Origin of the sequence: Leifsonia sp. Leaf336 (assembly GCF_001423695.1) — a bacterium.
Classification (GTDB): domain Bacteria; phylum Actinomycetota; class Actinomycetes; order Actinomycetales; family Microbacteriaceae; genus Leifsonia.
On record NZ_LMOZ01000001.1, the window covers coordinates 331,353 to 345,416 of the forward strand.

Here is a 14,064-nt window from a genome sequence, read left to right on the forward strand (position 1 = left end):
GCCGGGAATCCACGCACCACCGCACCCGCTCTACCGCACCCGCACCATCCAGCCCGAAAGGCGATCCCATGCAAATCCGTGGCCGTTCCGCGATGGTGCTGATCGCGCCGGCAGCCCTCATCTTCGCCGTGTTCGTGATCTACCCGCTGATCCGCGGCGTGCAGCTCAGCTTCACCGACGCGATCGGGCCCAGCGGCGGCAACTTCGTCGGGCTGAAGAACTATGTGCACGCGCTGACCGACCCGACCGTGCTGCACGCCCTCGTCAACACGATCGTCTACACCGCGGTCGTCGTGGTCGTGCAGAACGGCCTCGCCCTCCTCGTAGCGTTCTGGCTGTTCAAGCTGGAGCGTGTGCGCAACTTCGTCCGCGCCGGCCTCCTGCTGCCCGCGATGATGGCGTTCGTCGCCGTCGGCTACCTGTGGTCGTACATGTACTCGCCGCTCGGGGGCCCGATCGACGACGTCATGGACGCCCTCGGCCTCCACGCGCTCGAGCCGATCTGGCTGGGCGACCCGCACACCGCGCTGATGTCGATCGCGGCCATCTACATCTGGATGTTCCTCGGCTACACCGCAACGATCTACCTCGCCAACTACATGGCGATCGACCCGGCCCTGATCGAGGCCGCGAACCTTGACGGCGCCGCGGGCTGGCGCCGGTTCTGGAGCATCGATTGGCGGCTGCTCGCGCCGTCCTTCACGATCAACATCACGCTCAGCGTCATCGGTTCGCTGCGGGTGTTCGACCTGCCGTTCATCATGACGCAGGGCGCCCCCGAGGACGCGACGCAGACGCTGAGCCTCGTCATCTACAACAACAGCTTCGCGAACTACCAGTTCGCCTACGGCACTACGCTCGCCGTCCTGCTGCTGATCCTCACGATCGTCGTGGGCGTCACGCAGGCGACGCTGCTGCGCCGACGGGAGGCCGACCTCGCATGACCGCACTCATCAGCCAGGAGACCGAGGCCGCCCGCGACGGCAACGTCACCCCGGAGGCTCCGAGAGGCCGCGCCCCGCGGTTCCGCTCCCGCCGCTTCCGCACGCGCGTGTCGAAGGTCATAGCCTCCATCATCTTGCTCGCGTTCACGGCTGTCGTCCTCACGCCGATCTGGGTGCTCGTCATGGTGTCGCTGCACCACGGGAACACGTCCCCGTCGAACCCGTTCGCGCTCCCGGCGCCGATCGACTTCCAGAACTACGTCAACGCGTTCCAGAACATGCACTACCTCCGCAGCGTCGGGAACACGCTCGTCATCACCCTCGCGACCGCCGTCATCACGGTGTTCGCGGCCTCACTCGCGGCCTGGGCGATCGTGCGCCACACCCGGCGCTGGACGCGCACGCTATACCAGATCTTCGTCTCGGGCCTCACCATCCCGATCTTCGTGGTGCTGACGCCGCTGTACGAGGTGATGCAGAAGCTCCACCTGCTCGACAGCTACATCGGCATCGTGCTCGCGTACACCGCGACGATCATGCCGTTCGCGGTGTTCTTCTTCGCCGGCTTCCTGCGGACGGTGCCGGCCGAGCTCGAGGAGGCCGCGGCCGTCGACGGCGCCGGGCTCATCCGCACCTACTGGAAGATCGTGTTCCCGCTGCTGCGCCCGGCCACGGCCACCCTGGCGATCTTCGTCATCCTGCAGGTCTGGAACGACCTCATCCTGCCGCTCGTGCTGTTGTCGTCGGACGACAAGCAGACCGTCACCCTCGCCGTCTACGCCACCATCGGGACGCACACGATGAGCCCGGAGCAACTGCTGCCGACGCTCGTGCTCGGGGTGCTGCCGCTGTTCATCGTGTTCCTCCTGCTGCAGCGCTACGTCGTCGCGGGGATCGCGGTCGGGGCGGGGAAGTAGGCGCGTCACCGATCCAGCTCCACCCGCTCCACCCACACGGAAACAGGAGGTCGACAATGCAGTCACTCGTACATCGTCCGCTCATGGCCAGGGTCGCGGCGCTCGCCGCCGCGATCCTCGCGATCGCCGTCGCATTCGTCGCGGGGGTCGCCGCGCCGGCGCACGCCAACAGTCCGGGCACGAGCATGTACACGTCCACGTCCTCCAACGACTTCCTCGCGTACAGCAGAGTGATCCGGCTGGCCCACAGCGGCTCGGCGAACGGCACCCTGCTGGGGACGTTCGAGCACGCGGACAAGAGCGGCGCGGCGACCTCGTTCGTCATCCGGCAGAGTACCGACGACGGCGCGACCTGGTCGACGAAGTCGAGCCTGAGCGACCCGCTGACCGGCGCCGGACATCCGTCGTCCCAGCTCTGGCAGCCGTTCCTGTACGAGTTCCCGCAGGCGCTCGGCGCGTACCCCGCCGGCACCCTCCTCCTCGTCGGCAACGTCGCGCCGACCGCGAACGCCAGCACCACCTTCGTGGAGTGGCGCAGCACCGACGATGGCGCGACCTGGACCTACGTCTCGGCCTTCCAGTCCGGAGGCGGCGAGGGCACCGGGATCTGGGAGCCCTTCCTCGCGCTCGACTCGTCCGGCAAGCTGAACTGCTACTTCTCCGACGAGCGGCAGAGCGCCACCTACAGCCAGAAGCTCGCCCACATCGTATCGACCGACGGCGGCGTCAGCTGGAGCGCCAACGCGGACGGTTCGACGCGCGTGGCGCCCGGCGAGGTGAACGACGTGGCCAGCACGGCCCAGTCCGACAGACCGGGAATGGCGACCGTCGCGGTCAGCGCGTCCGGCACGTATGTCATGGCGTACGAGGTGTGCGGCCCTGCGTTCAACTGCGTCGCCCGGGTGAAATCCTCGACCACAGGCGACACCTGGGGGTCGGGCCCGACCGATCTCGGCACGACCGCGACGACGACCGACGGCAGGCAGCTCTTCCACTCGCCGTACATCGCGTGGAGCCCTGCCGGCGGCGGCGAGTTCCTGCTGGCGGGCCAGACCGAGTCGGGAGGCTCGGAGGGCGGACAGATCGTGTTCGTCACCTCGTCCTCGAACGCGACCGGCCCGTGGTCCTGGATCCCGGCGCCCGTCGCGACGACAGGCTCCGCCTCGAACTGCAGCGTGGACTACAGCCCCGACCTCCTCGTCTCGGCGTCGGGTCAGTCGGTTCGCTACACGGCGCCCTCCGCGATCGGGCCGAACGGCTGCGAGGAGGTCACCGGCCAGACCAACGCGGGTGTACTTCCGTTCCGCTCGACCTTCAGCGGCGGCGACTCCGGCTGGGTCGACTACAACGGCTGCTGGTCGACCACCGGCGACGTCTACACCGAGACCTGCGGCGGCACCGCCGGGCCGAAGGCGGTGGCCGGCTCCACCGCGTGGACCGACTACACGGTCCAGGGCGACGTGCGGATCGACTCCGGCACCCAGGCCGGCCTCCTGCTTCGGGTCTCGAACCCGTCCGCCGGCACCGACGCGCTCAAGGGCTACTACCTCGGCATCACGACGACCGGGCTGGTGCTCGGCCGCGAGAACTCCGGGTGGACGTCGTTGTCGAGCGCGAGCCTCCCCGGCGGAGTGACGACCGGAGCCTGGTACCACCTGGTGGCGCAGGCGTCGGGGTGCACGTTCACTGTCAGCGCGGTGCCCGTGGGGAGCACGGCCGCGCCGACCGCGTTGACGTATACCGACAGCGGCTGCACGCTGACGTCCGGCGCGATCGGCGTCCGCGACCAAGGCAGCACCGCGTCGTTCCGGAACATCGCGGTCACCGCCGGCGCCACGGCCTCCACCGCCGTCGCCCCGTACGCCGCGCCATTCGCGAGCGGCGCCGCCACGGGATGGACCGGCTACGGGGGCACGTGGACCACGAGCGCGTCTACAGAGACGTACGCCGACTCGGCAGGCGGCTCGGGCGACAAGAGCGTCGCGGGTTCCGCCACCTGGGGCAACTACTCGCTGACGGGCGACGTCAGACTCGACAGCCTCGGCACGAACGCCAACGCGGGCTTCATCGTGCGCGTGACGAACCCGGCAGTCGGAGCTGACTCCCTCGACGGCTACTACGCAGGCGTCACCCCGACCGGCCTCGTGCTCGGCCGCGAGCTGTACAACTGGACGCAGCTCGCGTCGGCGACGCTGCCGGTCTCGTTGCCCACGGGCACCTGGTATCACCTGACGGTGGAGGTTGTGGGCTGCACGATCACCGTGACGGGTCAGCCGGCGAACGGCGGCTCCATCGTTTCCGCTGGCGCGGTCGACACCGGCTGCACGCCGACGAGCGGAGCGATCGGAGTGCGGACCTACAACGCGGGTGCGACCTGGAAGGACGTCGCGGTGACGCCACGGTGAGTCTCCGCGCTCGCGAGGTGACAGTCAGTAGCCGGCCGCGGCGCCCAGGACGCCGCGGCCGGATGGGACTCATCCGACTTCGGCGGCGACTCGTTGCCCAGCGCCGGCAGCGCACTCCATCCTGACACGGCGACGATGTCGGTCCATGATGGACGTGATGGCAGATCGCGTCTCTCCGCAGAGGATTCTCGAGCACGTCCAGCGGCTCGGGGAGCAGCATCCGCCGATCGCTCTCGACTCGGTCGACCGTGACGTCCGCGCACCAGCGGCTGTCGCCGATCGCTACGGCCACGTCATCGACTACCTCGCGCGGGTGGAGCTCGAAGTCGACCGGAACGTGCTCGAGTTGCTCGTTCTGCTGCCTGACGTGCACGAAGTCGATCGCATGTTCTACGCCGACGTGTGGCAGCCGCAGGAGATCCAGCACGGACTGATCCTCGACCGCCTGCAGCAGGATCTCGGCCGGCCGGCCGCCCAACCCGAGCTCGCCGTCTCGTTCAAGATCAAGATCATGGGCGCTCTCGCGCACTTCTCGTCGATCCAGGACATCGCGCGGCTGCTCTACTACCTGACCGGCGCGAGTACCGAGCGGCAGGCGGTGCTGGCGTACAACGTCCTCTACGACGGGATGCTGGACCTCGGCGAGGCTGCGATCGCCGAGACGATCGTCAGCCCGATCCGCAGGCAGGAACCGGGTCACTTCGCGTTCTACCGGATGAGCGCGACCCAGCTCGTGCAGAGCGGTGAGCTCAAGCCGTGGCAGCTCTACCTGGCGCGCATCCTGAGAGAGAAGACGTACAACCTCGTCGGCACGAACGGCCAGGACCGCTATCGCGCCCAGATGGGCGGTGTGGCGAGCGTGCTCGGCTTCGCCGACGATCTCGAGAAGTACGCGCGCGAGGTCGGCCGGATCGAAGCGCAACTGCTCTGGGCAGAGCGGAGCGGCATGGAGTTCCCCCCGTACGTGCTCAAGGCCCTGAAGGAGAGCATCGACCTCTACCGGGAACGCGGGTTCGACGCGTGATACGGGCGTCCATCGAGCCCCGAGAGGCAACGAAAAACCCCCGGCATCCGCAAGGGATCCGGGGGTTCTCTATTCTGCTGTGGCTCCGACCGGCATCGATCCGGTGACCTTTCGATTTTCAGTCGAACGCTCTACCAACTGAGCTACAGAGCCGGAGGACGCCTATTACTGCGTCCACCTAGACGGAAGCCCTTCCATCTGGAAGGGCTTGTCGCCTTGGCGACCCTGACGGGACTTGAACCCGCGACCTCCGCCGTGACAGGGCGGCACGCTAACCAACTGCGCTACAGGGCCTAATTGTGTTGCTGTTCAATTGTAGAGGATGCCATCGTGACCCCAACGGGATTCGAACCCGTGCTACCGCCGTGAAAGGGCGGCGTCCTAGGCCACTAAACGATGGGGCCGGATCGTCCCAGAAGACTTTCTTTTTCTGATGACCACCGACGAATAAGCATACGGAAGTCCCTGACAGAAAGCGAATCGGGGCTGCAGCCCGGGCGGGTCGATCGTCGCCGGGTTCGCGCGACGCCCCGTCGAAATGCCCGGGAGGCCCGTGAATCCACGGGTAGATTGCGTGCGACGGCCCCCCTGTCGTCCGTGCGACCGCACGTGGTCCGACCGTGCACCGACGCCCTCCCGACCCGGGCGGCGGCGCCCCGATGTTGCTAAAGTTGCATCTGGTGATAACGCGACCCGTGTGATTCGTGTGACTGGTGATACTGACTGACTACGACGGGTTCGAGGTGACGAACGTATGAGACGCGAGACGAGTGACGAGCTCCCCAGGCGGGGGCGCTCGCGCCGCGCCCTGATCCGCCTGCTCTGCGTCGGCGCCATCGTCGTCACGGGAGCGGTCGGCTCGATCGCCGCTCCGGCCTACGCCGACTACCCCAGTTGGCAGGACGTCCAGAACGCCAAGGCCAACGAGGGGGCGGCCGCAGCCCAGGTCACGCGCATCACGACCCTGATCGCGCAGCTGAACCAGGAGGTCTCCGACACCCAGGCCGCAGCGCAGAAGCGCGGCGAGGAGCTGCAGGCGGCCGAGGCCGCCTACGACAAGGCCGACATGGAGGCCAGGGACCTCGAGGCCCAGGCCGCCGCCAGCCAGCAGAAGGCCGACGCGGCGGCGGCGCAGGCGGGCAAGCTCGCCGCGCAGCTCTACCGCACGGGCGGCCGCAACCTCACGGCCAACCTCTTCTTGAGCGGCAACGGCGCGAGCGGCTCGACCCCGGAGCAACTGCTCTCCGACCTCGGCAGCATGTCCAAGCTCACCGAGCAGTCCGACAAGGTCTACACCGACGCGAAGGTCGCCCAGAACACCGCCAAGTCGCTTTCCGCGCAGGCGGAGGTCGCCAAGGCCGAGCGCGAGAAGTTGCGCGTCGCCGCCGAGAGCGCCCTCCAGGCCGCCGTCGCCGCCGCGAAGGCCGCGCAAGACAAGCTCGCGGAGCAGCAGAAGCAGATCGTGATCATGCAGGCGCAGCTCGCTGCCCTGCGCGATGCCACGGCCAAGACCGTCGCCGGCTACCAGGCGGGCGTGGCCGCCGCCGCAGCCGCGGCAGCCGCGCGTGGGTCGGGCGGCCTCCCTGGCGGGTACGTCGGGCCGCAGGGCTGGGCTGTTCCCGCGGCCGGCCCGATCACCGACGGATTCGGCGCTCGGCCGTCGCCGGGCGGCGTCGGCAGCACGTATCACATGGGCATCGACATCGGCGCCTCGTGCAATGCACCGATCTACGCGGCTCACAGCGGCACCGTCATCTACGCGGGGCCGGACGGGAGCTACGGCAACTTCGTGCTCATCGACAACGGCGGCGGTGTCAAGACCGGCTACGCCCACATCCGCAACGGCGGCATCCTCGTCGGCATCGGCCAGGGCGTCGGCGCCGGCCAGCCGATCGCGCACGTCGGCACCACCGGCGCGTCGACCGGCTGCCACTTGCACTTCGAAGTCCGGGTGAACGATCAGAAGATCGACGGGATCCCCTTCATGAGAGACAGGCAGGCACCCCTTGGCTAGCGACTCCTCGAAGAACTCGCGCATCCGACCCGGGCTGGCCATCGGCGCCGGCGTCATGGGCGCGGTCACGGCCTCCATCGGCATCATCACGCCGGCGCACGCCGTCGACTACCCATCATGGAACGACGTGCAGCAGGCGAAGGCCAACGTCACGAACCAGCAGGCGATGGTCGCCAACATCACGGCGCTGATCGGCAACCTCCAGTCCAACGTCGACGCGGCGCGCATCGCGTCCGAGAAGGCGGCGGAGGCCTACTTCCAGGCCAAGGACGCACTGGACAAGGCGACCGCCAAAGAGAACGACCTCCAGGGCCAGGCGTCGGCGGCTGCCGCCAAAGCCAAGACGTCGCAGATGCGCGCCGGCCTCCTCGCCTCGCACCTCGCCAAGGCGGCCGGCGGCGGCGGCGACGTCAGCACCGAGCTCCTGCTCAAGGGTGGAGGCTCGGGGGAGGGCGCCGACAAGCTGCTCTTCCAGCTCGGCACCATGAGCAAGCTGACCGAGCAGTCGAAGGCCGTCTACGACCAGGCCACCAAAGACAAGAACACCGCGGAGGCCCTCACCGCGCAGGCGAAGGTCGCCACGACCGAGCGCCAGTCGCTCAAGGCCGAGGCCGACAAGGCGCTCGCCGCCGCGCAGAGCGCGCAGTCCGCCGCGCAGAGCGCGCTGGCCGAGCAGCAGACCAAGTCCACCGAGCTGGTCGCCCAGCTCGCGACGCTGAAGAACACCTCCGCCCAGGTCGAGGCCGCCTACTTGCAGGGCGAGGCCGTCAAGGCCGCCCAGGAGGCCGCCCGCAAGGCGCAGGAGGAGGAAGCGCGCCGGCAGCAGCAGTTGCAGCAGCAGCAGCAACAGCAACAGCAGCAGCAGCAGGGCGGGGGCTCCTCCGGTGGAGGTTCGTCGAGCGGCGGCTCGTCCGGCGGCGGCTCGGTCGCACCGCCGAACGGCAACGTGGTCCAGACGGCCATCGCCTACGCACGCGCGCAGCTCGGCAAGCCGTACATCTTCGGCGGTGAGGGGCCGACCGGCTACGACTGCTCCGGTCTCACGATGAAGGCCTACGCCTATGCCGGCCTCTACATCGGGTCGCACTCGGTGAACGACCAGTACTACACGGCGCGAGGCCGCGGTCAGATCGTCCCCTACAGCCAGCGCCAAGCCGGTGACCTGATCTTCTGGGGCTCCGGTCCCGGCAGCTTCTATCACGTGGGTATCTACATCGGCGGCGGCATGATGATCGCCGCCCCCACCGAGGGCGACGTCGTCAAGGTCCAGTCGGTGTGGGGTTCGCCCTGGTCGCAGGTCGCCCGCCCGTCCGCCTGAGGTCGAACCGCGTCGCCGAAACGGCGCGCTGACACGAAAAACCGCCGGGGCGGCAGGTCATCTGCCGCCCCGGCGGTTGCGTCTGAGTGCGAAGGTCAGTGGCCCTCTGCGGCGAGCTTGGCGAAGCCCTTCTCGATGATGGACTCGGCCTCGGCGGCGTCGCCCCAGCCCTCGATGTTGACGAACTTGCCCGGCTCGAGGTCTTTGTAACGGGCGAAGAAGTGCTCGATCTCCTTGCGGGTCTGCTCCGGGACGTCGTTCACGTCCTGGATGTGCTGCCAGCGCGGGTCCTTGTAGGGCACCGCGATGATCTTCGCGTCGCCGCCGGCCTCGTCGGACATGTTCAGCACGCCGACCGGGCGGACCTTGACGCCGACACCGGGGAAGACCGGGTACTCGAGCAGCACCAGGACGTCCAGCGGGTCGCCGTCGTCGCCGAGGGTGTTCTCGAAGAAGCCGTAGTCGGTCGGGTAGACGAAGCTGGTGAACAGCACGCGATCGAGGTACACACGGCCGGTCTCGTGGTCCACCTCGTACTTGTTGCGGCTCCCCTTCGGGATCTCGATGACGACGTCGTATTCGGCCATGCCGTTGCTCCTTAGCTGTCGGAAATCTGCACTAACGTTACTGGATGCAGCTCAACGGCTCCTCGGGTGACGCGTCGGGTGAAGCGCCCGAAGAGCCTCCCCGACGCCCCCGGTTGACCCCGCCGATCGCCGACGCCCGCCGCGCGGTACGGGAGGCTCTGGCCGCCGCCGCCGACCTCCCCGCGACGGACCCCGACGACGACCACGGCCCGGCCCGGCCTACCCCGCTCGCGCCGGGCGCCCTCGTGCTGGTGGGGCTGAGCGGAGGCGCCGACTCGCTGGCGCTCGCGGCAGCGACCGCGTTCGAGGCGCCGCGGCGCGGCTATCGCGCGGGCGCGATCGTGGTCGACCACGGCCTCCAGGCCGGGTCGGCGGAGGTCGCGGAGGCCGCCGCGGCGCAGGCGCGCTCGTTCGGCCTCGACCCGGTGCTCGTCGAACGGGTGGAGGTCGGGGCGGGGGAGCGGGGACCGGAGGGCGAGGCCCGAGCGGCGAGGCACGCGGCGTTCGACCGCGCCCGCCGCGCGACAGGCGCGGAGCGCATTCTGCTCGCGCACACGCTCGACGACCAGGCAGAGACGGTGCTCCTCGGGCTCGCACGCGGGTCCGGGCCGTCGAGCCTCCAGGGCATGCGACCGGACACCGGCATGCTGCTGCGCCCGTTCCTCGGTCTGCGCCGGAGCACGACGCGCGCGTTCTGCGCCGACAGCGGCCTGACCCCCTGGGAAGACCCCCACAACGACGACCCCTCTTACACGCGCGTGCGGGTGCGCAACCGGCTCCTGCCCGCCCTGGAGGACGAGCTCGGGCCGGGAGTGGCCGAGGCGCTCGCCCGCACCGCCGAGCAGCTGCGGGAGGACGACGAGGCGCTCGACGGCCTCGCCCTCGAGTGGGCGCAGGAACTGGTGAGCCAGACCGATGACGGCGCCGTCGCCCTCGACGTGCGCGGCCTCGCCGCCGACCCCGCGGCGCTGCGCCAGCGCATCATCCGCCTGGTCGTCTCCGCCGAGTTCGGGGTGTCCCTCAGCCGGGCGCACACGCTGGCCGTCGCGGAGCTGATCACGGCCTGGCACGGCCAGGGTCCGCTCAGCCTGCCAGGCGTTAGAGTTGTCAGGCAGAACGGCCTGCTCACGTTTCACCCCGACAGCTAAAGGACCGCGCCTCCCCCATGGAACTCACGGACGTTCACGACGACCTGACCGAGATTCTCATCACAGAGGAGCAGATCCGCTCCCGCATCGCCGAGCTCTCCCGCGAGGTGGAGGCCGACTACGCCGGCAAGGACGTCCTGCTGGTCGGCGTCCTCAAGGGCGCCGTCATGGTCATGGCCGACCTGTCCCGTGAGCTCCGCATCCCCGTGACGATGGACTGGATGGCCGTCAGCTCGTACGGCAGCGGCACCGCCTCCAGCGGCGTCGTGCGCATCCTGAAAGACCTGGACACCGATCTCAGCGGCAAGACCGTGCTGATCGTCGAAGACATCATCGACTCCGGGCTCACGCTCTCGTGGCTGCTCGCGAACCTGCACAGCCGCGGCCCGGAGTCGATCGAGATCTTCACCCTGCTGCGCAAGCCGGAGGCCGCCCGGGTCGAGATCGACGTCAAGTACGTCGGCTTCGAGATCCCGAACCAGTTCGTGGTCGGGTACGGCCTCGACTACGCCGAGCGCTACCGCAACCTCCGCGGCGTCGGCATCCTGGCCCCGGCCGTCTATAGCTGACGAGGGCCGCAGCGGTGCGCTGACCCGCTCGTCCACTTGTGCAGCCGGCTCAGGAGTGATCCGATGTCCGCATGCCTGACGAACCCACCGAGCTCTACCGACGCTGGCTGGCCGCGTGGAGCGACCGGCACGCCGCGCTCGAGCCGATCATCGCGGCCGAGGCCGTCGGGCACTGGCCGGAGGGTGACGTCGTCGGGCCGCGCGGGTTCGCCCGCGCGATCGCCGAGACCGTCGACCAGTTCGACAGCGTCGAGTTCGACGTGCAGGCCGGCCCACTCGTGGACGACGGGATCGTCGCGGCGCGCTGGGTGGCCACCTGCCGTATGGGCGACGAGACGATGGCCTTCGCCGGGCACGACTTCGTGCGCGTCGCCGACGGGATGATCGCCGAGTACTGGCCGGCCATCTTTCCCGTCACCTGACGCGTCCTCCGGCATGGTCTCTCGCGCCCGCAGCCGTAAGCGCGCCCAGAGCGAACACGCAGCCGACCCACAGCGCTCAGGCGGTACTGTGGTCGCACCATGAACCTCAAGAAGATCTTCCGCGGCCCGATCCTGTACGTCGTGCTCGCGATCATCGCGGTGTGGATCGGCTCCAGCCTGATCACGATGTCGGGCTTCAAGAGCGTCACGACGCAGGAGGGCCTCGACCTCCTGTCTCAAGACAAGGTGTCGAGCGCGAAGATCGTCGACGGTGAGAACCGTGTCGACTTGACGCTGAAGCAGGCGGACGGCTCGCTCGGCACGCAGGTGCAGTTCTATTACGTCACCCCGCGCGGCCAGGACGTCGTCAAGGCGATCGACGACGCGAACCTCCCCAAGGGCTACGACGACGAGGTGCCGCAGCCGAACTGGCTCGTCAACATCCTCGGGTTCCTCATCCCCGCACTGCTCATCGGCGTGTTCTTCTGGATCATGATCTCGGGCATGCAGGGCGGCGGCAACAAGGTCATGCAGTTCGGCAAGTCGCGGGCGAAGCTCGTCACCAAGGAGACGCCGAAGGTCACCTTCGACGACGTCGCCGGGTCCGACGAGGCCATCGAGGAGCTGCAGGAGATCAAGGACTTCCTCAAGGAGCCTGCCAAGTTCCAGGCGGTCGGCGCGCGCATCCCCAAGGGTGTGCTGCTGTACGGCCCTCCCGGCACAGGCAAGACGCTGCTGGCCCGCGCCGTCGCGGGTGAGGCGGGCGTCCCCTTCTACTCGATCTCGGGTTCCGACTTCGTCGAGATGTTCGTCGGCGTCGGCGCGAGCCGCGTCCGCGACCTGTTCCAGCAGGCCAAGGAGAACTCGCCCGCGATCATCTTCATCGACGAGATCGACGCCGTCGGCCGTCACCGCGGTGCCGGCCTCGGCGGCGGGCACGACGAGCGCGAGCAGACGCTCAACCAGCTGCTCGTCGAGATGGACGGCTTCGACCCCAAGACGAACGTCATCCTGATCGCGGCGACCAACCGTCCCGACATCCTCGACCCCGCGTTGCTGCGTCCCGGCCGCTTCGACCGGCAGATCGGCGTGGACGCCCCCGACATGCTCGGCCGCAAGAAGATCCTGGAGGTGCACGGGCGCGGCAAGCCGCTCGCGGCCTCCGTCGACCTCGAGGTGCTCGCCCGCAAGACGCCGGGGTTCACCGGCGCCGACCTGGCGAACGTCCTCAACGAGGCCGCTCTGCTCACGGCGCGCTCCAACGCGCAGCTGATCGACAACCGCGCACTCGACGAGGCGGTCGACCGCGTCATCGCGGGTCCGCAGAAGCGCACGCGGGTCATGAAGGACCAGGAGAAGCTGATCACGGCGTACCACGAGGGCGGTCACGCTCTCGCCGCCGCGGCCATGCGGCACACCGACCCGGTGACCAAGATCACGATCCTCCCGCGCGGTCGCGCCCTCGGCTACACGATGGTGATGCCGCTGGAGGACAAGTACTCGGTCACCCGCAACGAGCTGCTCGACCAGCTCGCCTACGCGATGGGCGGCCGCGTCGCCGAGGAGATCGTGTTCCACGACCCGACCACCGGCGCCTCCAACGACATCGAGAAGGCGACCTCCATCGCCCGCAAGATGGTCACGGAGTACGGCATGAGCGCCGACATCGGTTCGGTCAAGCTCGGCCAGGCGAACGGCGAGATGTTCCTCGGCCGCGACATGGGCCACCAGCGCGACTACTCGGAGCGCATCGCCGAGCGCGTCGACGCCGAGGTGCGCGCTCTCATTGAGAAGGCGCACGACGAGGCGTGGGAGGTCATCAACGACAACCGCGCCGTGCTCGACCGGCTCGCCGCAGCTCTGCTGGAGCAGGAGACGCTCGACCACAACCAGATCGCCGAGATCTTCGCCGACGTGAAGAAGCTGCCGGAGCGCCCGCAGTGGCTCTCCAGCGACAAGCGGCCGATCTCCGACCTTCCGCCCATCGAGTTCCCGAAGGCGCCGATCGACGCCGGAGCGGTCGATGGCGGAGTGGACTCCGAGCCGCCGTCGTCGAAGCCCAAGCGCGCTCCCGCCATCAAGCCGCGGCCGGCGACGGCCTAGGCCGCGCGCCGCATGACCGGTTTCGATCGCGCACGCATCGAGGCGGCCGTCGCCGAGATCCTCGCCGCCATCGGCGAGGATCTGTCGCGTCCGGGGCTGGCCGAGACGCCATCGCGTGTCGCCGACGCCTACGAGGAGTTCTTCGCGGGCGTCGGCGTCGACGCGCGTTCGCAGCTCGGTGAGCCCGTGCCGCTGGAGGGCGCGACGGCCGAGACGGTGATCCTGCGCGACATCCGGTTCCGCTCCGTGTGCGAGCACCACCTCCTCCCGTTCCTCGGCGTCGCGCACGTGGCGTACCTGCCGGGGGAGGCCGTGATCGGTCTCGGCCGCATCCCGCGCGTGATCGAGACCCTGTCGGCCCGACCGCAGCTGCAGGAGCGGCTCACCGAGCAGATCGCCGACACCATCGAGAACGGCGCCGCGGCCCGCGGCGTACTCGTCGTCCTTGACGCCTCCCACGAGTGCGTGACGACCCGCGGCGCCCGGCAGACAGCGGCCTCCACGGTGACGATCGCCGCGCGCGGAACCTTCACCGAGCCGGCAGCCCGCGCCGAGCTCATCGCCCTCATCGGCCGGGGCGTCGCGTGACCACGCCTGCCGGCCGCGCGCGGAG

12 protein-coding genes and 3 tRNA genes are annotated in these 14,064 nt (G+C 69.1%); 11 read left to right on the forward strand and 4 right to left on the reverse strand.

Going from position 1 to position 14,064, the window contains the following annotated elements; translation table 11 throughout:
• The first annotated feature begins 68 nt into the window (after positions 1-68).
• The 4 genes from ASF88_RS01545 (at position 69) to ASF88_RS01560 (ending at position 5,290) form a co-directional block, all read left to right on the forward strand.
• Entirely contained in the window at positions 69-944 is an 876-nt protein-coding gene (locus ASF88_RS01545; protein WP_082518684.1) for a carbohydrate ABC transporter permease, read from the forward strand.
• Positions 941-1,861, forward strand: coding sequence for a carbohydrate ABC transporter permease (locus ASF88_RS01550; RefSeq protein ID WP_055913290.1), 921 nt, complete (start codon positions 941-943; stop codon positions 1,859-1,861). Before ASF88_RS01545 ends, ASF88_RS01550 begins: the two co-directional genes overlap by 4 nt.
• A gap of 83 nt (positions 1,862-1,944) precedes the next feature.
• Positions 1,945-4,266: a family 16 glycoside hydrolase gene (locus ASF88_RS01555; RefSeq protein WP_055913293.1), complete on the forward strand. Its 2,322-nt coding sequence runs from the start codon at positions 1,945-1,947 to the stop codon at positions 4,264-4,266.
• Between the two features lie 157 nt (positions 4,267-4,423).
• The gene (locus ASF88_RS01560; RefSeq protein ID WP_055916567.1) at positions 4,424-5,290 is read left to right on the forward strand and encodes a hypothetical protein; all 867 of its coding nucleotides are present in this window, start codon (positions 4,424-4,426) and stop codon (positions 5,288-5,290) included.
• An 80-nt stretch (positions 5,291-5,370) separates the two neighbouring features.
• Here the strand turns inward: ASF88_RS01560 and ASF88_RS01565 are convergent.
• The 3 genes from ASF88_RS01565 to ASF88_RS01575 form a co-directional block, all read right to left on the reverse strand.
• Positions 5,371-5,443: transfer RNA gene (locus tag ASF88_RS01565), tRNA-Phe, on the reverse strand.
• Between the two features lie 64 nt (positions 5,444-5,507).
• Positions 5,508-5,584 (reverse strand) — tRNA-Asp (locus tag ASF88_RS01570).
• A gap of 37 nt (positions 5,585-5,621) precedes the next feature.
• Positions 5,622-5,694: transfer RNA gene (locus ASF88_RS01575), tRNA-Glu, on the reverse strand.
• A 350-nt stretch (positions 5,695-6,044) separates the two neighbouring features.
• Between ASF88_RS01575 and ASF88_RS01580 the strand changes: the two genes are divergently transcribed.
• Both ASF88_RS01580 and ASF88_RS01585 read left to right on the forward strand, forming a co-directional pair.
• Positions 6,045-7,304, forward strand: a complete 1,260-nt coding sequence (locus ASF88_RS01580; protein ID WP_055913296.1) for a M23 family metallopeptidase — start codon at positions 6,045-6,047, stop codon at positions 7,302-7,304.
• Positions 7,297-8,622 (forward strand): C40 family peptidase, encoded by a 1,326-nt coding sequence (locus ASF88_RS01585; protein WP_055913298.1) that lies wholly within the window; start codon positions 7,297-7,299, stop codon positions 8,620-8,622. The genes ASF88_RS01580 and ASF88_RS01585 overlap by 8 nt, the downstream gene beginning before the upstream one ends.
• A 95-nt stretch (positions 8,623-8,717) precedes the next feature.
• Here the strand turns inward: ASF88_RS01585 and ppa are convergent, their stop codons facing one another.
• Complete coding sequence (ppa, locus tag ASF88_RS01590; protein ID WP_055913302.1) at positions 8,718-9,209, reverse strand: inorganic diphosphatase; 492 nt, start codon at positions 9,207-9,209, stop codon at positions 8,718-8,720.
• Positions 9,210-9,253: 44 nt separating this feature from the next.
• Here ppa and tilS point away from each other — a divergent pair, with 44 nt between their 5' ends.
• The 5 genes from tilS (at position 9,254) to folE (ending at position 14,039) form a co-directional block, all read left to right on the forward strand.
• A complete protein-coding gene (tilS, locus tag ASF88_RS01595; RefSeq protein WP_055913305.1) occupies positions 9,254-10,357 on the forward strand; it encodes a tRNA lysidine(34) synthetase TilS in 1,104 nt (367 codons plus the stop codon).
• A gap of 17 nt (positions 10,358-10,374) precedes the next feature.
• A complete protein-coding gene (gene hpt, locus ASF88_RS01600; RefSeq protein WP_055913308.1) occupies positions 10,375-10,926 on the forward strand; it encodes a hypoxanthine phosphoribosyltransferase in 552 nt (183 codons plus the stop codon).
• A 71-nt stretch (positions 10,927-10,997) separates the two neighbouring features.
• The gene (locus tag ASF88_RS01605; protein ID WP_055913311.1) at positions 10,998-11,348 is read left to right on the forward strand and encodes a nuclear transport factor 2 family protein; all 351 of its coding nucleotides are present in this window, start codon (positions 10,998-11,000) and stop codon (positions 11,346-11,348) included.
• A gap of 99 nt (positions 11,349-11,447) precedes the next feature.
• Positions 11,448-13,451 (forward strand): ATP-dependent zinc metalloprotease FtsH, encoded by a 2,004-nt coding sequence (ftsH, locus tag ASF88_RS01610; protein ID WP_055913314.1) that lies wholly within the window; start codon positions 11,448-11,450, stop codon positions 13,449-13,451.
• Between the two features lie 12 nt (positions 13,452-13,463).
• Positions 13,464-14,039 carry a GTP cyclohydrolase I FolE gene (folE, locus tag ASF88_RS01615; protein WP_055913317.1) on the forward strand — a complete coding sequence of 192 codons (576 nt, stop codon included), beginning with the start codon at positions 13,464-13,466 and terminating at the stop codon, positions 14,037-14,039.
• Positions 14,040-14,064 lie beyond the last annotated feature (25 nt).

Excerpts from the sequence above, each read along its gene's own strand:
- ASF88_RS01545 (WP_082518684.1), top strand. The coding sequence starts at position 69 with ATGCAAATCCGTGGCCGTTCCGCGATGGTGCTGATCGCGCCGGCAGCC.
- ASF88_RS01550 (WP_055913290.1), top strand. The coding sequence starts at position 941 with ATGACCGCACTCATCAGCCAGGAGACCGAGGCCGCCCGCGACGGCAAC.
- ASF88_RS01555 (WP_055913293.1), top strand. The coding sequence starts at position 1,945 with ATGGCCAGGGTCGCGGCGCTCGCCGCCGCGATCCTCGCGATCGCCGTC.
- ASF88_RS01560 (WP_055916567.1), top strand. The coding sequence starts at position 4,424 with ATGGCAGATCGCGTCTCTCCGCAGAGGATTCTCGAGCACGTCCAGCGG.
- ASF88_RS01580 (WP_055913296.1), top strand. The coding sequence starts at position 6,045 with ATGAGACGCGAGACGAGTGACGAGCTCCCCAGGCGGGGGCGCTCGCGC.
- ppa (WP_055913302.1), bottom strand. The coding sequence starts at position 9,209 with ATGGCCGAATACGACGTCGTCATCGAGATCCCGAAGGGGAGCCGCAAC.
- tilS (WP_055913305.1), top strand. The coding sequence starts at position 9,254 with ATGCAGCTCAACGGCTCCTCGGGTGACGCGTCGGGTGAAGCGCCCGAA.
- hpt (WP_055913308.1), top strand. The coding sequence starts at position 10,375 with ATGGAACTCACGGACGTTCACGACGACCTGACCGAGATTCTCATCACA.
- ASF88_RS01605 (WP_055913311.1), top strand. The coding sequence starts at position 10,998 with ATGCCTGACGAACCCACCGAGCTCTACCGACGCTGGCTGGCCGCGTGG.
- ftsH (WP_055913314.1), top strand. The coding sequence starts at position 11,448 with ATGAACCTCAAGAAGATCTTCCGCGGCCCGATCCTGTACGTCGTGCTC.
- folE (WP_055913317.1), top strand. The coding sequence starts at position 13,464 with ATGACCGGTTTCGATCGCGCACGCATCGAGGCGGCCGTCGCCGAGATC.